Raw genomic sequence first — 18771 nt, 5'->3', positions numbered from 1 at the left:
TTTTCCTTTGTTTATGATATAGTATGTTACAGTATTCAAAAGAGGTAATTGTATGTGGAAATATCAATGTAAGAAACATCTTATGGTTTTACTGGTCAGCTTTGCGGCCGGTGCAGTCCTGTTTGGACTTATGGGCTATCAAAGAGACTATATCGTTTCCTTGATGCAGCAAAGCATTCCTGCGGAAATGGTGGGAGAGCTTGTAAAAGCGGATTATATGTATTATCTGATCGGTGGTCTGACCATATCCGGTCTTGCTAACGGCGTCATGCTGCTGAGCTATGCCATGCAGCGCTTTAACGTTCCCTTTATCCTCATCATGGTGCTGTTCTTTATGGGCGGCTTCACCATCGTTGAGCTGATTGGCACCGTAACCGTGCTTCCGGCACTTGTCGTCTGCCTGTATGGAATGCTGAGTATTCCCAACAGAGGCAAGCGTAGGGAATTCGCAAAGGAAAATGTCACCAGCGTTGCGGAGGTGGAACGTGTTTACCGCCTGCACCATGCATATCTGAGTGAGTATGAAGCGCTTGGCAAAAAGGCCTGGAGCTTTAATCTGAAAATGAATCTGTTGTATTTTACAGGCTTGATCGCAGTTCTGCTCGTCATCCTGTATGTCGAAAATTTCTTTGCGGTCTTTGCGGCGATGATGATGTATTCCATTCTGTTTTTCCAGCTTACCAAACGTAAAAATATGTCCATGCAGCCGATTATATCCCTGCTGTATGATCAATGCAATCCGGAGGCCTGCGCAACGGCAATCTTCGCCTATGCCAAAAAAGGAAAACGGAAAAAGAGCTTTCCGATGCCGCAGCATCTTGCACAGTGCATGGTCTATCTGAATGATCCGCATCTGGCAATCGATGTGCTGGCAACCAGTGCGCAGGGCAGAGGAAACTTCATCTTCGCCTATCACTCGCTGATGGCCTATGCGTATTACCAGCTGGGAGATCGCAGTATGGTGAAATATCATTACGATGAATGTGAGAAGGCCGGGGCCAGAGTAAACAACGGACCGATGCAAATGATTAAAACACAGTGTCTGGAGGGGATTCAAAACAAGCTGGATCTGATGGATCAGAACTTTACCGGCTCCCGCGTCTTTTTTGAAAAAGCGATGCCGACAGCAGGATTTGAATTTCAGCGTGTGGATTTCAAATACTATTTGGGACTGATTGCTTTTGTTGAGAAGGACTTGGAGGAAGCGAAAGGCTGCTTCCGTTATGTCTGTGCGCATGGTAATAAAATCTATTACGTGGAAAAGGCACAGAGCTTTCTGAAAACGATCGAACAGGCAGAGGCTGCCGTACAGGAATAATATGCAGACGAGAGAGGACGCTTTCAATCCTCTTTTTTTATTTTCAGTGAAAGCGGAAACATTGTGAACTTTGTGTGAAGATAAGCAACCTTGTTGACAGAGCCGCAATTTTGAATATAATAGTTAAGGTAGTTAATTATTAAGTTACTTAACTAATTGGAGAGGTGATACAATGGATGAGATGGATATTGTCCGGAAGGTTACACATTTATTTTACATGTTTCGCAGAGACAACCTGCTGAAAAAAGATGATCATCCGAAAATGAAGCATCGTGATATCATGGTGCTGGATGCCATCATGAAGCTCAATGACGGCAATTTGGTAAAGATGAGCGAGCTGAGTGATTATTTTCAGGTGACGCCCGCTGCGATTTCCCAGATTATAAAGCAGTTTGAGAAAAAGGGGTGGGTGGATCGGATTCTTTTGGATACCGATCGCAGAAGCGTCTATATTCAGGTGAGTGAGGATGCCCGGCGGATGATGAAAAACTGTGAAGCCTTTATGACGGAACGTCTTGCCGAATTCATTGAGGAACTCGGTGAGGAGGATGCCAATGCGTTTGTCCGTATCTTGGAAAAGGCACTGGCATATTCTCAGAAACGCAAAGAAAAGCTTGAGGAAGGAGAACAGAAATGACGAAATTAGGTAAATATCTGAAGCCGTTTGCCCTATCGATTCTGGCGATTGTTGCATTGCTGTTCACGCAGGCGATGTGTGAGCTTGCGATGCCGGATTATATGTCCAGCATCGTCGATGTCGGTATCGTATCCGGTGGTGTAGAAGACGGTGTTCCGAGTGTAATTCGTGAAAGTGAAGTGAAAAAGCTGGTTCTGTTCATGGATAAAAAGGAACAGAAGGTCTTTACAGACAATTATACAAAGATCACAAGTGCGGAAGCAACTGCCGATCAGCTGGATGCCTATCCGATACTGAAAAAGGAAAATGTCTATGAGCTGAAGGATGTGGATAGTGCGACAAGAGATACCATAAAGGAATCCCTGCGCAAGGCGGAAACGACTGTCATGGGGCTGGAGCAGAGTGCTGCAGAGGCTAAGAGTGGAAAAACCTCATCCAGCAAGGATCTGTCCGATGAGCAGAAAAAGATGATGAAACTGCTTACCAGTCTGCCGAAGGGCATGGATATCTTCACCGTTTTGGAAACCATGCCATCAAAGCAGCTGATGGATATGAAGCAGGAAATGAACAAGGTAACCGATGCCATGGGTGCGGAAACAGCAGATACTGCCAATGCAACCTATGTGCGCAATGAATACAAGACAATCGGTGTTGATGTGGATGCCATTCAATACACCTATCTGATCCAGCATGGTCTTATGATGCTGGCGGTGGCACTTGGCTCTGCAGCAGCAGCTGTTGCTGTCGGCTTTCTGGCTGCGCGTGTTGCGGCGGGTGTGTCCAGGAATCTTCGTAAGGATGTTTTCAATAAGGTTGAACACTTCTCCAGTGCTGAATTTAATAAATTCTCCACGAATACGCTGATTACCCGTACCACCAATGATATCCAGCAGATTCAAATGGCGCTGGTTATGATTCTGCGTATTGTCATCTATGCCCCGATCATCGGGATCGGTGCTGTGATCAAGGTTGTGAATACCAACGTATCCATGACATGGATCATCGCATTGGTCGTTGTGCTGATTCTGAGCATCATGATGGTGGCATTCGCCTTTGTTATGCCGAAGTTCAAGATGCTGCAGAAGCTGATGGACAAGCTGAATTCCGTCGTACGTGAAATTCTGGATGGAATGCCGGTAATTCGTGCCTTCAACAACCAAAAGTGTGAGAGTGAGAAATTTGCAAAGGCAAACGGAGATATTTTGAAAACCAATTTGTTCACCACGCGTGCCATGGCATGTCTGATGCCGCTGGTTATGCTGATTATGAACTGTGCCTCTGTACTGATTGTCTGGGTTGGATCCCATCAGATTGATTCCGGAGCACTGCAGGTCGGAGATATGATGGCGTTTATCCAGTATGCGATTCAAATCATCATGGCATTTATGATGATTACGATGATTTCCATCATGCTGCCAAGAGCGAGTGCGGCTGCACAGCGTGCGATGGAGGTTCTGCATACCGAGCCGACCATCTGCGATCCGAAGACAGCAGAGCGCTTTGACGATGCAAAACGCGGCTGTATTGAATTCCATAATGTCAGCTTCCGCTATCCGGGTGCTGAGGAGGATGTTCTTCACGATATCAGCTTTACGGCTCAGCCGGGTGAAACAACAGCCTTTATCGGAAGTACCGGAAGCGGTAAATCGACCATTATCAATCTGGTTCCGCGCTTCTTCGATGTAACAGAGGGAAGTATTTTGGTGGATGGCGTGGATGTCCGCAGGGTATCTCAGCATGATCTGCGTGAGAAAATCGGTTATGTACCGCAGAAGGGCTCTTTGTTTACCGGTACGATTGCCAGCAATCTGCGATATGCGAAAGAGGACGCGACAGCTGCGGATATGGAAGAGGCCGCTTCCATTGCACAGGCACTGGACTTCATTGATGAGAAACAGGAGCGCTTTGATACACCGATCGCACAGGGCGGTACGAATGTTTCCGGCGGACAGCGTCAGCGCTTGTCCATCGCAAGGGCGCTTGTCAAAAAACCGGAAATATATATCTTTGATGATACCTTCTCCGCACTGGACTTCAAAACAGATGCCCGCCTGCGTAAGGCATTGAACGAATTGTGTCAGGAAACCAGAAGTACGGTTCTGCTGGTGGCTCAGCGTATTTCCAGTATCATGCATGCCCAGCGCATCGTTGTTCTGGATAAGGGGCAGGTAGCCGGCATCGGTACCCATGAGGAACTGATGAAGTCATGCGATGTCTATAAAGAGATTGCATATAGTCAATTATCAAAGGAGGAACTGGAAAATGAGTAAAGAAAACCGTTCTTCACATGCAGCGAAGCGAGGACCGATGGGACACAGAGGCCCGGGAGCTCCTACCGAAAAAGCCAAGAATTTCAAGGGCACCATGAAGCAGCTGATTGCTTACATGCGTCCCTATTATCTGAATATTATTGTTTCCATGCTCTTTGCCGTACTGTCTGTAGTCTTTATGGTCGTTGGACCAAAGATTCTGGGAAGGGCGACAACTGAGCTGGTCAGCGGATTTACCGCTAAAATTTATGGAACAGGCTCCATCAATTTCGACCGTATCGCAGAGATTCTGTTATTTCTGATTGCTATCTATCTGATCTCCACCTTATGCAATTTCATTCAAAACTGGATGATGGCAGGTGTGGCACAGAAGGTATCCTTCAATCTGCGCAGGACGATGGCGGCGAAAATTGACATTCTGCCATTCTCCTATTTTGATAAGCAGTCTCATGGTGAGGTGCTGTCACGCTTCTCCAATGATATCGATACGGTACAGCAGACACTGAGTCAGTCTCTGGCACAGATGATATCCTCCATCGTGCAGATTATCGGCTTCCTTGTCATGATGCTGTCCATCAGCTGGCAGATGACGTTGATGGCACTGGTTGTCATTCCGCTGTCCCTGTTCCTGGTAACCACCGTTGTCAAGCATTCTCAGAAATACTTTGCAAAGCAGCAGCGCTCTTTGGGAAATGTGAACGGACACATCGAGGAAATGTATAGCGGTCACATTGTCATGAAGGCCTTCAACGGAGAGGAAAAGAGCATTGCTCAATTTGCCGAATACAACGATGAGCTTTATGATTCTGCGTGGAAATCACAATTTCTTAGCGGATTGATGCAGCCGATTGCCATGTTTGTCGGAAATATCGGCTATGTCGGTGTGTGTATTCTGGGGGGCTGGCTGGCGATGAACGGCGTCATCGAAATCGGTGATATCCAGTCCTTTATCATCTATGTCCGAAACTTCAACAACCCGATTTCTCAGGTTGCGCAGACGATGAATGTTCTGCAGTCTACAGCTGCAGCGGCAGAGCGCGTGTTTGAGTTTTTGGCAGAAGAGGAAGAGGTCAAGGAAACGACACAGCCTGTCGAGGTCTTTGATGCAAATGGAAAAACGAGGATCAAGGGACAGGTTACCTTTGAAAACGTGCACTTCGGCTATACACCGGATAAAATCGTCATCAATGATTTCTCTATGTATATCAAGCCGGGGAAGAAAATTGCCATCGTCGGACCAACCGGTGCAGGGAAGACGACCATTGTTAAGCTGCTGATGCGCTTCTATGAGCTGAACAGCGGCAGCATCTATATCGATGGTATAAAAACGACGGATATGCGCCGAAGCGATTTGCGTTCCCTGTTTGGCATGGTGCTGCAGGATGCGTGGCTGTTCAACGGAACTGTCATGGAGAATCTGCGTTATGGCCGTCTGAATGCAACCGATGAGGAAGTCATGGCTGCGGCAGATGCTGCCTATGTCGATCATTTCATTCGTACGCTGGATCACGGCTATGATACGATGATCAATGAGGAATCCAATAATATCTCGCAGGGACAGAAGCAGCTGCTGACAATAGCACGTGCCTTCCTTGCGGATCCTAAGGTGCTTATTCTGGATGAGGCAACCTCCTCTGTCGATACCCGTACCGAGGTACTCATTCAAAAGGGAATGGAGAAGCTGATGGAGAATCGAACAAGCTTTGTGATCGCTCACCGTTTGTCAACGATCCGGGATGCTGATCTGATTCTGGTTATGAAGGATGGCGACATCGTGGAAGCCGGCAATCATGAGGATCTGATGAAAGCGGATGGCTTCTATACCAAGCTGTACAATTCTCAGTTTGAAGAGGTATAATCATACTGCTGTATGCTGCACAGAATTTGCGGCATGCAGCTTTTTTCTGTTTATCCATGATTATTTGAAGAAGGACCTTATTTCTTCGATGATTTTGATATCCCTTTTTGTGCCATATGAAATATTATTAACGATTTGCATTCTGAATTTCTATGCTTTATTGTTTAAATGTGCGTATTTTATTGCTTTCTACAGTATTCATGGTAGACTTAAAGATGAATATGCCAATGGGTAAAAAGGAAAGATAATATGAGACAACATGAAATACTTGGTAAAAAACAAATCGTATGGATTGCGTCCCTGACCGCTGTGGTGGTGCTGTCAGCACTTTATCTTTGCTATGTGCTCATCAGCCGCGGAGAGCATTTACAGCAGGTGGAAATCCAGCGCTATCTGGAGGAAATTTCCCGCCAGACCTCCGCAAAGGCCAATCAGCGGATCGAATTCAATTTGAATAAGCTCAAGTCAATCAGTGAGTCCCTCCCCTTTTTGAAGGAGGAGGAGGTCGATTCCTATCTGCATACCCTGGAGGAAAAAAGTGATTATGAGTGGATAGTGCTTCTGGATGAAAACAAAGATGCAGTGGTAAAAGGGAAAACGCTGTATCTGCATGAATTACCGGCAATCCAGAAGGCACTGCAGGGAAGTGATGCGGTGAATGATTCCCTGATCAAAGGGGGGACAAACAGCTATGGTGCGCTGTATGCTGTGCCGTATGTGGATGCACAAAATAAAAAGCATGTCGTCGCCGGCTGGGTTCCGCAAAACACCATGAAGCTGTTACAGGGTACGGATACCTTTGACGGCAGCGGCTTTTCACATGTTGTATCCGGTAATGGGGATTTCATTCTCCACTCGCACAATAAAAATGCTCAGATCAGTGATACGAATTATCTCTCCGGCCTGTATGCGCAGGCAACGATGATGAAGGGATATCATGTGGAAGCCATGCGTACGGATATGCAAAACGGTAAAAGCGGCTATCTGCGATTTCATATGAACAATGGGGAGGAGCGGATCCTTACCTATAGCCCGCTGAAGAAAACGGACTGGTATCTGTTATCCATCGTATCACCGGCCGCCTATTCCAGAGGGCTGGCAGATTATATCGTTCAGAATACATGGATGGTGCTAGGGGGAACTCTGCTCATGTTCTGTATGCTTGCCTGTCTGGTATCGATTATCATCCAGAAGAAAAACAGGGAAATCCTTAACATCGCCTTTGTGGATCCGGTGACGAAGGGCTTTACACAGCCGCGCTTTGACCTTGAGGTTGAAAAGCTGTTGAAAAACGCGCAGTCCTTTGCCTATGTGTCCTTGGATATTCGACGATTCAAGCTGATCAATGATGCATTTGGCAGTGAGGAAGGAAACCGTGTACTCCAGCACGTATATGCATGTATCCGGCAGCAGCTCAGGGAGGGGGAGGCAGTGTCCAGAATACATGCGGATCATTTCAATCTTCTGCTGCGAACCATGGACAAGGAGCAGCTTGAACAGCGTCTGCAGCTCATTTCAAAAAACGTGAATGCGTTCAATGCAAAGCGCCAGCAACCCTATTATCTCACGTTGTCCTGTGGTACCTATCTGGCAGACAATCCGCATGAGGATCCGGTAAGCATTCGGGATAAGGCGATTGCCGCAAGGAAGCATAATCATGGGGAGCATGAGCATGCCGTCTGTTCCAATATGTTCTTCAGTGATTTGAACCGTCTGAAGATGCTGAGAGAAAAGGAATTGGAAAACAGTATGGAAGCCGCATTGAAAAACGGGGAATTTCTCATGTATCTGCAGCCGAAGGTATCGCTGAAAACCGGGCGTGTTGCGGGAGCAGAGGCGCTGGCCCGCTGGCAGAGTGCAGATTGGGGCATGATTATGCCAAATGATTTCATCCCGCTGTTTGAGCGCAATGACTTTATTCGCAAGCTGGATTTATACATCTTTGAGCAGGCGTGCAAACGGCTTCGGACATGGATTGATGAAGGAAGCGAGGTTATTCCCATCTCGGTGAACTTATCCCGCAATCATCTGTATCAGCCGGATTTTCTGAACAGCTACCGCATGATGAAAGAACGTTATCGAATTCCGCCGCATCTGCTTGAAATCGAGCTGACGGAAACGGTCGTGTTTGAAAACCTGAGCCGTCTGAAACAGGTGATCGATGAGCTCCATGCTCTGGGCTTTTTGTGCTCACTGGATGATTTTGGCAGCGGCTATTCTTCGCTGAATGTTTTACAGAATGTTCCTGTTGATGTACTGAAGCTGGATCGGTTCTTCTTTCAGGATATGGATGATCGCGGCTTTGAGGTGATCAACGCTGTGATACAGCTGGCGAAGCAGCTGGGCATGACCACAGTGGCGGAAGGCGTGGAAAGCCTTTCTCAGGTTAAACTGCTGCAGGAAATGAATTGTGATATGGTACAAGGCTTCGTATTTGGCAAGCCGCAGCCTGCGGATGTGTTTGATGCCATGCGAAAAGAGCATCCTTGTATGTATAGCGAGTAAAAGAAAAAGTCCTGTACTTCTTATGCAGTCAGCGTACAAGTGTTTAAATAGCAAAAAAGAAGAAATAAATTCCTATTCATCAGGAGCTTTATTTCTTCTTTTGTTTTTTTTACAGCTTCATCCATTCCCTATAACTTAGGAACTTCATGTCCTTGGGCTTTTGTAATCTAGCTTGCTTCGTATAAGGGAATTCCGGCATCATTGGTTCCACCTGACAGGAATGCCTCTTTCATGCAGAGGTGTTTTTATCCTGCAGGTATCAGCTGCTTCTTTGCAGAGGACAGGGCTTTGTAGGCGGCAGTGATCTCTTCTAAAGAGCATTCCTTGTTCATACATGCATAAGCCTGATAGAAGGCCTGCTCATACGATTTCCAGGAAGCGGGGGTGTAGGCTTCAATCACCAGCTCACTGCTTTGGACAAGCAGGGGGCGCAGAGCATCCATAATTTGAAAGTAGGTATGCTCCCGTTCGATTTCTGAAAGCAGGTCGCTGAATTTCCAGCGTTTGTTATGCTCTGTCAGCATTGCTTTTCGCTGCATGGCGGTGCCATTTGCCTGCAGGCGTTCATTCAGCACTTGTATGTCCTCATCCGAGGCCTCTTCAAACAGCATGAGATCAATGCTGTGGTGGGCAGGGGCAGTGTCCGGTATTTCATCATAGCCGGGTAGATGAAACAGGGCGGCAACACGCTGGTTAAGCAAATCGTCTGGAATGATGCGATAGTCCATCTGCAGCTCCTTCAGTACCTGTTCCACGATGGGCTGCTTCTGTTTCTCGTCACCGAAATATACAATCACACGTTTCATATGTTCACTCCTATAGCTGATCGAAGCGCTTCTGTGCGAATCGATCAAGTCGCATATAGAATACCACATCAATGACAATGCCTGCAATCACCATGCCTGCAGTTGTGAGGAGAAGGAAATCATCAGGTAGTATAAAGAGTACGATACAGAATAGGACGCACAACGCCATGCTTGCCAGCATGGACACGATTCCTGACATATTCTGTTTGACGGCGGCAGCCTCCTGCTCCCAAACCAGCTTAGGGTGCAGGATATCCAATGCAAGACTTGCATAATTGCCAAGCACGATGGTGATGAGGGAAGCTGCTGCGGCAGCGAAATACCAGGTAAGTGGGAAAATCGGCAGCAGGAAGTAAACACAGAGCAGTGTCAGCAGCATGCTGATGACAGACATCAGGATGCCGCTGACAACCTTTGCCTGCAGCTGCTGCTTCAAGGACATCGGAATGTATTTCATGAAGGAGAGATTGCTGCCTTCACGCGATATGGCGGTAGAGGAAATCATATTCAGATTACTGAACAGAAAGCCGGATGCCATGCCGACAAGAACAGCGTAGGGAAGCATACCGTCCAGATACGGTGTGATATCCGGCAGCTGCTGCAGCAGGACATCCGCATCCGCGGTCATAAAGATAACCAGCAGCATGATCGGCATCAACAGACACATGCCGATGCAGTTTAATGCATACACCGGTGTACGTACGAGCAGACGCAGCTCCTTGATCAGATAGGTGCGTACCTTGCTGTGGCGGCTGACACGGGCAAATTCCTTTGCGGACAGCTCCTTGCGGGAGCTTTTGGTTTCACTGAAGCCGATGGCTCCCTTGAAGTACAGCCATTTTCCCAGAATAACCAGCACCGCCAAAGCAGCACAGGTGATGAGAATATACAAGGCCAGCTGCACTACATCACTGCCGATAAGTGCTTCTGCGGCAAAGGGAATCGCTGGAAAAATTTTCGAGAACAGAGAAATCATGGAATTGTGTCCCGCAACCAGCATGGTGATCAGTGCATTGGGGTCCTCGCTGATCGTACCGGAATTCATGGCAAAGCTGAAGCTGAAGGCCAGAACGATGGACAGAATACCGGCAATCATATTAAAGCGGTCACGATTCTTGAAGAACGGCACAAAGCGCATCAGAAGCATCGTGATAATGCTGGAGAGGACGAGGGGATAAATCGGCAGTGTGATAAAAATCACCAGTGCAAGCAGAACATAGGGGATACCAATCACAGTATTGCTTGCGTAGGCGATAAACAGCGGTGCTAAGACAATCAGCGTAAAGGCATATTCATATGCAAGACACACGCTGAATTTGGCACTCAGAATCGTCTGAGGAGGCAGGGGCAGTGAGAGCAGTGTTTCGGAATCCTTACTGAAATAAAAGATAGAGGGAATCAGAAAAATGGAAAACAGAAAGGTAACCAGAGAGGAGAGGTGAAAGCCCAGCGCCAGAACAGCTCCCTCCTGCTGCAGAGCCTGCAGCTGAACAATGGCGGTATCAAACATCATGTACAGCGTGAAGCTCAGCGGAATCATACAGAGCGCAAGCACACCGTATAGAATCACATTCAGTGTTTTCTTAGATTTACCGTCGCTCATCATCCCCATGGAGTTCTTTAGCAGAACACGTGTCAGCGACAGATATTTACGCATGGGCAATAACCTCCATAAAGAGGGCTTCCAGAGAATCACACTGCGGATGCAGCTGCTTCAGCTCCTCCAGTGTACCGAAGAACACGATGCGTCCCTTGTTGATGATGGCTACCTTATCACACAGGCGCTCTGCAACCTCCAGTACATGAGTGGAAAAGAATACGGTGTTTCCCTTTCGGGCATGCTCCTTCATCATTTCCTTCAGGGAGTAGGAGGATTGCGGATCCAGCCCGGTCATCGGCTCATCCAGTATCCATACATTCGGATCGGAAAGCAGCACACCCATAATGACGATTTTCTGACGCATACCATGAGAATAGGAAAGAATGCGGTCATTCAGCGCGTCCTTCATTTCAAAGGTTTCCGCCAAGGAAGCGATGCGCTGCTTGCGCTGCTCACTGTCAACCTCATAGATATCGCCCATGAAATTCAGATATTCCAAGCCCTTCAGACGCAGGAAGATATCGGCATTATCCGGTACGATTCCAAATTCCTTTTTTGCTTCCAGCGGCTCCTTTACGATGTTTTTTCCATTGATCAGGATTTCTCCCTCATCCGGATTAAGCACACCTGTGATCATTTTGATCGTTGTGGTCTTGCCGGCACCGTTGGGACCGATAAAGCCGATGATTTCTCCCGTGGGGATGGTTAGAGAAATATCATCCACAGCCTTGTGGGTTCCTCCGTATATTTTTGTGACATGCTTGATTTCAATCATTGTTTTCTCCTTTCGTCCGCTTTGAGCGAAACAGTGCATATGAATAAACATAAGGCAGCAATGCGATTGCAAGTACAATGGCAAGGATGCAGGCCGTCAGAAATTCTTTGGGCAGCACACAGAGCAGCATCATGCTCAAGCCGGCCGTAAACCATAAACGTCCTGCCATGCGATGGGTTCTGCGCCAGTTATCCTCATCCTCCAGCGCCCAGGGGGTCTTAATGCCGATAAAGTAATTCTGACGTATCTTCGGCATCAGATTCCCGATGACGGCAAACAGGATGCCAAGTCCCAGTGTGATTGCCATCGGCACGTTGATAGCATCCGGCTTCCAGGCGGAAATCGCTGTTATCAGACACATCCCGAAGATGAGCAGACACAGTACCAATAAAAATACGTTGCAGGTGGATGCAAAGCGCTCCACGTTTTTCCTGCGCGGATCAATGTGCCGGATAAGTGAAAATACAGCGGCCATCGCAAGCTGCAATACCGGAAACAGAAGCAGAAAAAGCTGATCGCACCAGCCGTCGATAACACCCGCCGCATTCCAGTGAATCGGTATCTGCGCGGGCAGGAAGGGAAGAATCCCAAGACAGAATAAAAACGTAATCAGAATCAAAAACGCGATGCCCAGGGTCTGCTTTTTCATTGCTCTTCTCCTTTCAGGGATGTGATCCAGCCGATAATTTCATCAATCACGCTGGTATTCAGCTCATAATAAATGTATTTCCCTTGTTTTTCATCTGTAATCAGACCAGCCTTTCTAAGAATGGAAAGATGGTGGGAAATCGTGGCATTCGTGCTTGAAAAATGCGAAACGATATCGCCTGCACTGCGTTTTCCGTCCTTCAGCAGATTCACGATTTCTCTGCGGGTCGGATCGGACAGCGCCTTAAAGGTTTCCTGAAATCCCATTGCATCACTCCTTTCATTTAGATAGATGTCTAAATGAAGTATAGGACAGAACGATTGGATTGTCAAACAAATTTCGTATGGATAGTAATTTTGTATAAACTATGGTAAAATGAAAATCAGCAACGGAGGTATCCGCATGAAGAAGCCTATGTCAAAATCAAAAAAAATCATATACGATATACTGTTTGTCATCGCTCTGGCCGTCTTTCTCTTTTCTGCCTACAAGCTGATCAGCATCTACTATCTGAACTATCAGGAGGGAAAGGAAAAGGATGCGGTGCAGGAGGTTGCCAAGGTTCCCAAAAATCCGGAAAAGGAAGATTTTACAATCGATTGGTCAGCATTGAAGGAGAAAAATCCGGAGGTTGTCGGCTGGATTCTGATTCCGGATACAGATATATCCTATCCCATCGTGCAGGGAAGCGATAATTCCTATTATCTGAATCACACCTTTGAAAAAAAGGAAAATTATGCCGGTGCTATTTTTATGGATGCCGGTGCAGATGCTTCCTTTCAGGATCGAAACACGATCATCTACGGACACAACGTCAAGCATGGAACCATGTTTGCCGAGCTGGAAAAGTTTAAGGAGCAGGCATTTTTTGAAAAGCATCCCTATCTTTACATCTTTACCGAGAAGCAGAATTACCGCTGTGAAATCTTCAGTATGTATTCAACGACGGCAACAAGTGATTCCTATCGGCTGCAATACGCGGATGATGCGGACTTTATGAGCTACGTGGATATGGTGAAAAAGCGTTCGGACTTCAAGCGAGCGATTACCATACAGAATCGTGATCGTATCGTCTCATTGAGCACCTGTTCCTATGAACGAGATGGACAGCCAAGCGAGCTGCGCTATCTGCTGCATGCTGTGCTCGTGAAATGGGATGGGACAGTAAAGAAATAAAAAAGAGGGATACCAATGTATAGCGGGTCCTGCAGCTTTGAAAGAAGGCGCAAGTGAAAGGAGAACACGTATGCATATGAAGTCAAGAATTATCGGACTGCTGTTTCTGGCAGTTGGAATCGGATATTTAGGAGGTGCCATGGACTGGTGGGATTTCTCCATCTTTTTCCCTGGCTGGTGGACGCTGTTTCTGATTGTACCGGCAGTGTTCAGCTTTTTTGAGGATGGCTTCCATTTCGGAAACGGCTGTGTTTTCTTCCTCGGAGTGTATCTTTTGTGCAGTGCAAATGACTGGATCAGTATCCGTCTGACATGGGGCATGCTTGTGGCGATCGGCTTGATTCTGCTAGGCTGCCGCATGATTATCGGTGACAGCTTTCTGCGCTTCAGGCATCGGGACAGCATTCTGCAGGAGGAGGATGGACGCCGTGATCTGCGCAGTGCCACCTATTTCGGAAACAAACGGCTGAATGCGCGCGGTACCGTATATTCGCTGAAGGCGGAAAGTATCTTCGGAACACAGATGATCGATCTGGTGGATGCGGATTTAACGGAATGCGGCTATGTAAAGCTGGAAGCGGTGTTTGGCAGCATTGATCTGCTTGTCAGTGATACGATACACTATCGTGTAAAAAGTGAAAATGTATTCGGTAATACCCGCGTGGAGCATCATCCGGAGGGTACACAGGATCTTGCGGTTGATGTATCCTGCGTCTTTGGAACGATCAATCTGCGAAAGGTACATGTCGAGGATGATATCCTGAATGGGAAATACAGAGAAAAGTAGTCGGGTACTACTTTTTTTCTTGGCGGCATACACTGTGTCAGAGGTGGTAGTTATGTTTTCCAGAAAGTGCAGGACGCTCACCGTGCTGATTTTGCTGCTGGTGGTCATCGGCGTGATCATGGTAGGAAGCTCTTCCCGCGTATGGGCATCCGCAAAGTTTCATGATGCATCCTATTTTATGAGCAGACAGGCGGTGTTTGCGCTGATTGGTGTCTTTGTTATGTATGTGGCCAGCCGCATTTCATTAACGAAGCTTCGCAGGTATGGAAAAAAGCTGTTCATCCTGTGCGTGATTGCCCTGATTCTGGTACTGGTACCAGGACTTGGCATCCAGCGAAACGGAAGCCGCAGCTGGTTCGGTGTCGGCTCCTTTCTGATTCAGCCATCCGAATTCTTCAAAATTGCCATCATCATTTATGTTGCGGATTTTCTGGCAAAGCGATACCGTATCAAAACCTTTAAACGCGATTTGCTGTTTCCGGCCTTTCTGGTTATGCTCGGCTTCGGATTGATTCTGCTGCAGCCGGATTTTGGAAGCGGCATGGTCATGGTGTGCTCCATTGTCGTCATGGTGCTTGCGGCGGATTCTCCGCTTTCTTATTTTGTGAGAGTCGGCATGCTGGGGGCTGCCGGACTGGGCGGACTGATCATTTCCGCACCCTATCGGCTTGCCCGTATCACCTCCTTTATCGATCCGTGGAAGGACCCGCTGGGAGCCGGCTTTCAGATCATCCAATCATTGTTTGCCATCTCACCGGGAGGGATTTTGGGTGTCGGCTTTGATAACAGCATGCAGAAGCATTTCTATCTGCCGGAGCCACAGACGGATTTCATCTTTGCTATCTTTGCTGAGGAATTCGGCTTTATCGGCTGCTGTATCCTAATCACCTTATTTCTGATGGTGATTTATCAGGGAGTGAAAATCGCTAAAAACAGCACGGATCCCTATCTGTGCTATGTCGCTATCGGTCTGATTTCGCTGTTTGCCATTCAGGTGATGATCAATCTTGGGGTAGTCGTCGGTCTGTTTCCGGTTACCGGAATTACTTTACCCTTCATATCCTATGGAGGCAGCTCGCTCGTTGTTATGATGGGCAGTATGGGGCTCTTGATGAGCATCGCAAATGAAAGCTGAAAAACATAAAATTTACTGCGCAGTAACACGTCTTCCTATGGTATAATAAAAAACAAGGAGTGATTACATGAGAATGCTGATTGCCACTGGAGGGACCGGAGGTCATATCTATCCTGCCCTGGCGCTGGCGGATGCCGCAAAAGAGCGCTATGGGGATATTGAGATATTGTTTGTGGGAAATGATGATCGAATGGAGGCCAGTGAAGTACCGTCCCATGGTTACGCCTTTCAGGGTCTGCATGCCAGCGGACTGACAGGAAATGTCTTCAACAAGTGCAGGGCACTGCTGCTGATGATGAACTGTTACCGTAAAGCCTGCAGGATCATTGATGAATTTAAACCGGATATCGCGATTGGCTTTGGAGGCTATGTGAGTGCACCTGTTATGCTGGCTGCACATCATAAGCATGTAGCTACCATTATCCATGAACAAAACTCCATTGTCGGAGTTTCTAATAAAATGGTCGCTAAGTATATGGATGCGATCGTCATCTGTTATGAGAAATGCTTTGAGGAATTCGGCAGAGAAAAAACCAGACTGCTGGGTAATCCCCGCGCGAGTAATGCGGTCCATGCCAAATTTGACAAGGACTACTTTTTATCACTTGGTCTGAGCCTGCACAAGCCACTGATCCTGGTTGTTATGGGATCACTGGGCTCTACATCCGTTAATGCCATCATGAAGGATGCACTGCCGACTGTGAGTGATCGCTATCAGATACTGTTTGTGACAGGAAAAAACAATTACGAAGAGATGCGTAAGCAGATTCATGCTCCGCATATAAAAGTCGTCGATTATGTAAAACAGCTGGATATCATGGCACATGTCGATCTGATCGTCTGCCGTGCCGGCGCAACAACCGCAGCGGAAATCACTGCGCTGGGAACACCGAGCATTCTGGTGCCAAGTCCCTATGTTGCCCACAACCATCAGTTTTATAATGCCAGTGTGCTGGTCGATCATAAGGCGGCTGTCATGCTGGAGGAAAAGGATTTGAATGCGGCAGCATTATCAAAAGCAATTGATCAGATCATGTCGGATGATTTGCTGCGCGCTTCCATGCGCAGTGCTTCGCTGGCGCTTGGAAAACCGAATGCGAGTGAGGATATTCTGAACTGGTGCGATGAAATGAAAAGGTGAACATAAATGAATATAGAAATGAAACTACAGTCCTATGGCGATGTGGAATGCCGGGTGCCGCTGTCCAAGCGGACGACATTTCGTATCGGCGGGACTTGCAAATATTTTATTTATCCGAAGAATGAGCTGTGTCTGCTTCGGATTCTGGATATCCTGAAGGAGGAAGGAATTCCGCACCGGATATTCGGCAAGGGAAGCAATATCCTTTGCAGCGATGATGATTATGAAGGGGCGATCCTCTGTCTGGACCGCTATTTTACTGATTTTTTCTTTGAAGAGGAAGGCTCTTGTCTGGTACAGGCGGGTGCCAGCATTATCATGCTTGCACATGAAGCAATGAAGAATTCCTTCAGCGGACTGGAATTTGCCAGTGGGATACCCGGTACGCTTGGCGGCGCGGTTTTCATGAATGCGGGTGCCTATAAAAGTGATATCTCACAGATTTTAAAAGAGGTTTATATATTAAAGGATCGCTCGATTGTCGTCATGCGAGTCGAGGAGCTGGAATACGCATACCGCCATTCTATCTTCCAGAGTCACCGCGATTGGATCATTTTGGGTGCCAGATTGCAGCTGCAGCAGGGGGATCAGAAGGAAATTCGCGATCTGATGGATTCCCGCCGAAAGCGCCGCATGTCCTCCCAGCCGCTGGACAAGCCGTGTGCCGGCAGTATGTTTCGCAATCCCAAGGATCATCAGGCCTGGCAGCTGATTGAAGAAATCGGTATGCGGGGAACACGGATCGGCGGAGCGATGGTTTCAGAGAAGCATGCGAACTTTATCATCAATGAAGATCATGCAAGGGCAGAGGATGTAGTGCAGCTGGTAGAAGTCATTCAGAAGGAAGTACGGAACCGCTTTGGCGTTGAGCTGATTACGGAAGTAGAGAAATTCAATTGGAAGATATAAACGATCTTCTCTATGATGACGTCGAAGCAAAATACCTGGCCCTTCAGAATAAAAAAAAGAACCGCAGAAAGAAAAAACGAAAGAAGCGACTGCTGATTCTTCTCGCTGCGTGCGTGCTTGCTGCCTTGTACTTTATCAGTGATTTTTCTAAGGTGAAATCACTGGATGTAAGAGGAAATTCCTTCTATACAAAACAAATGGTTCTTCAAAAGGTGGGACTGACCTATGACAGCCGCTATATCGTCATTCCCCGCTTTTATCTGGAATGGAAGCTGGAGAAGGATGATCTGATTGAGGATGCAACCGTACATAAGGGACTGGATGGTGCCATTACCATTGATGTGAAAGAAAAGAGTATTGTCGGATATTATATCGATAATGGGAAAAACTATGCATTGGTGAATGACGGAAGCAGTCTGGTGATCGACAGCGCTAAGCTGGATACGATTGTCAATTATCCGCTCGTGGACGGCTTTACGGCTGCAGAGCGAAAAAAGCTTGCCAAGAGCTTTGGCGGAAAGCAGAAGGTGGACGATTCCATCGTGCAGATGATTTCGGAAATGGTTCCGTATGAAACATCGTATGACAAGCATATGGTGAAAATCATCATGCAGGACGGGAATACCATTTTCACCTCCTATGAGTCCATGCCGCTGCTCAACGACTATCTGGGAACGCTGAAGCGTCTGAAAAAGAGCAATGTCTGCCTATGGCCGGATGCTGCTACGCATTCCATACATAACGAAAATTGCAGTAAAAAAGAATAAACAGGCAAGAAAAGAAGGAACATTCTTGGAAATCTATACGGTTTTTGGTATAATAAATAAGATGTAAGGAGGAATATTATGTCAATCTCTAAAAGTACACAGTATGGAAATATCGAAATTTCCATTGATGCCATTGCTTCATTGGCTGGCGGTGTTGTGACAGAATGCTATGGGGTAGTCGGTATGGCATCTCAGAAATTTCTGAAGGACGGTATCGCAGAACTGTTAAAGAAAGAAAATTACGCAAAAGGTGTTGTGGTTCGCCAGAAGGATGATCATCTGGAGCTGGACCTGTACATCGTAGTGTCTCACGGAGTAAAAATCAGCGAGATTGTTTACGAAGTGCAGCAACGTGTGAAATATATGCTTGAAAAATCCCTGGAACTGGAATTCAAAAAAGTGAATGTCTATGTGCAGGATGTAAAGGTTATGAAATAG

Annotated in this window: 17 protein-coding genes; 12 read left to right on the top strand and 5 right to left on the bottom strand. The window is 47.0% G+C overall.

Features of this window, described 5'->3' with window-relative positions:
* The first annotated feature begins 52 nt into the window (after positions 1–52).
* The 5 genes from NE665_RS11875 to NE665_RS11855 all read left to right on the top strand — a co-directional run bounded on the left by NE665_RS11875 (position 53) and on the right by NE665_RS11855 (position 8588).
* Positions 53–1318, top strand: coding sequence for a hypothetical protein (locus tag NE665_RS11875; RefSeq protein ID WP_117444503.1), 1266 nt, complete (start codon positions 53–55; stop codon positions 1316–1318).
* A 172-nt stretch (positions 1319–1490) separates the two neighbouring features.
* Positions 1491–1955: a MarR family transcriptional regulator gene (locus NE665_RS11870; RefSeq protein ID WP_178759973.1), complete on the top strand. Its 465-nt coding sequence runs from the start codon at positions 1491–1493 to the stop codon at positions 1953–1955.
* Entirely contained in the window at positions 1952–4225 is a 2274-nt protein-coding gene (locus tag NE665_RS11865; RefSeq protein ID WP_117444504.1) for an ABC transporter ATP-binding protein, read from the top strand. The genes NE665_RS11870 and NE665_RS11865 overlap by 4 nt, the downstream gene beginning before the upstream one ends.
* Positions 4218–6083, top strand: coding sequence for an ABC transporter ATP-binding protein (locus NE665_RS11860; protein ID WP_117444505.1), 1866 nt, complete (start codon positions 4218–4220; stop codon positions 6081–6083). The genes NE665_RS11865 and NE665_RS11860 overlap by 8 nt, the downstream gene beginning before the upstream one ends.
* A gap of 249 nt (positions 6084–6332) precedes the next feature.
* On the top strand, positions 6333–8588 hold the full coding sequence (locus tag NE665_RS11855) for an EAL domain-containing protein (protein ID WP_233104655.1): 2256 nt from the start codon (positions 6333–6335) through the stop codon (positions 8586–8588).
* A 245-nt stretch (positions 8589–8833) separates the two neighbouring features.
* Here the strand turns inward: NE665_RS11855 and NE665_RS11850 are convergent, their stop codons facing one another.
* From NE665_RS11850 to NE665_RS11830, 5 genes are read right to left on the bottom strand one after another with little or no spacing between them, the layout of a single operon-like run.
* On the bottom strand, positions 8834–9394 hold the full coding sequence (locus NE665_RS11850) for a DUF3783 domain-containing protein (RefSeq protein ID WP_117444507.1): 561 nt from the start codon (positions 9392–9394) through the stop codon (positions 8834–8836).
* A 10-nt stretch (positions 9395–9404) separates the two neighbouring features.
* Positions 9405–11051: a hypothetical protein gene (locus NE665_RS11845; protein ID WP_117444508.1), complete on the bottom strand. Its 1647-nt coding sequence runs from the start codon at positions 11049–11051 to the stop codon at positions 9405–9407.
* Positions 11044–11769 carry an ABC transporter ATP-binding protein gene (locus NE665_RS11840; RefSeq protein ID WP_118654599.1) on the bottom strand — a complete coding sequence of 242 codons (726 nt, stop codon included), beginning with the start codon at positions 11767–11769 and terminating at the stop codon, positions 11044–11046. Before NE665_RS11840 ends, NE665_RS11845 begins: the two co-directional genes overlap by 8 nt.
* The gene (locus NE665_RS11835; RefSeq protein ID WP_117444135.1) at positions 11762–12418 is read right to left on the bottom strand and encodes an SdpI family protein; all 657 of its coding nucleotides are present in this window, start codon (positions 12416–12418) and stop codon (positions 11762–11764) included. The genes NE665_RS11840 and NE665_RS11835 overlap by 8 nt, the downstream gene beginning before the upstream one ends.
* On the bottom strand, positions 12415–12684 hold the full coding sequence (locus tag NE665_RS11830; RefSeq protein ID WP_002610489.1) for an autorepressor SdpR family transcription factor: 270 nt from the start codon (positions 12682–12684) through the stop codon (positions 12415–12417). The genes NE665_RS11835 and NE665_RS11830 overlap by 4 nt, the downstream gene beginning before the upstream one ends.
* 136 nt (positions 12685–12820) lie before the next feature.
* On the opposite strand from NE665_RS11830, the gene srtB reads away from it, so the two are divergent.
* The 7 genes from srtB to NE665_RS11795 all read left to right on the top strand — a co-directional run bounded on the left by srtB (position 12821) and on the right by NE665_RS11795 (position 18771).
* Positions 12821–13594: a class B sortase gene (gene srtB / locus NE665_RS11825; RefSeq protein ID WP_117444134.1), complete on the top strand. Its 774-nt coding sequence runs from the start codon at positions 12821–12823 to the stop codon at positions 13592–13594.
* Between the two features lie 76 nt (positions 13595–13670).
* Positions 13671–14381 (top strand): hypothetical protein, encoded by a 711-nt coding sequence (locus NE665_RS11820; RefSeq protein WP_233104656.1) that lies wholly within the window; start codon positions 13671–13673, stop codon positions 14379–14381.
* A 52-nt stretch (positions 14382–14433) separates the two neighbouring features.
* Positions 14434–15516, top strand: coding sequence for a putative lipid II flippase FtsW (gene ftsW, locus NE665_RS11815; RefSeq protein WP_117444132.1), 1083 nt, complete (start codon positions 14434–14436; stop codon positions 15514–15516).
* A gap of 67 nt (positions 15517–15583) precedes the next feature.
* The gene (murG, locus tag NE665_RS11810) at positions 15584–16657 is read left to right on the top strand and encodes an undecaprenyldiphospho-muramoylpentapeptide beta-N-acetylglucosaminyltransferase (protein WP_117444131.1); all 1074 of its coding nucleotides are present in this window, start codon (positions 15584–15586) and stop codon (positions 16655–16657) included.
* Positions 16658–16663: 6 nt separating this feature from the next.
* A complete protein-coding gene (murB, locus tag NE665_RS11805) occupies positions 16664–17566 on the top strand; it encodes a UDP-N-acetylmuramate dehydrogenase (protein ID WP_117444130.1) in 903 nt (300 codons plus the stop codon).
* A complete protein-coding gene (locus NE665_RS11800; protein ID WP_117444129.1) occupies positions 17554–18333 on the top strand; it encodes an FtsQ-type POTRA domain-containing protein in 780 nt (259 codons plus the stop codon). The genes murB and NE665_RS11800 overlap by 13 nt, the downstream gene beginning before the upstream one ends.
* 78 nt (positions 18334–18411) lie before the next feature.
* Positions 18412–18771: an Asp23/Gls24 family envelope stress response protein gene (locus tag NE665_RS11795; protein ID WP_117444128.1), complete on the top strand. Its 360-nt coding sequence runs from the start codon at positions 18412–18414 to the stop codon at positions 18769–18771.

It is taken from the genome of Clostridium sp. DFI.1.208 (assembly GCF_024463855.1).
GTDB lineage: Bacteria > Bacillota_I > Bacilli_A > Erysipelotrichales > Erysipelotrichaceae > Clostridium_AQ.
Note: the sequence above shows the minus strand (reverse complement) of the source record. Positions and strands in the feature narration are given on the sequence as shown.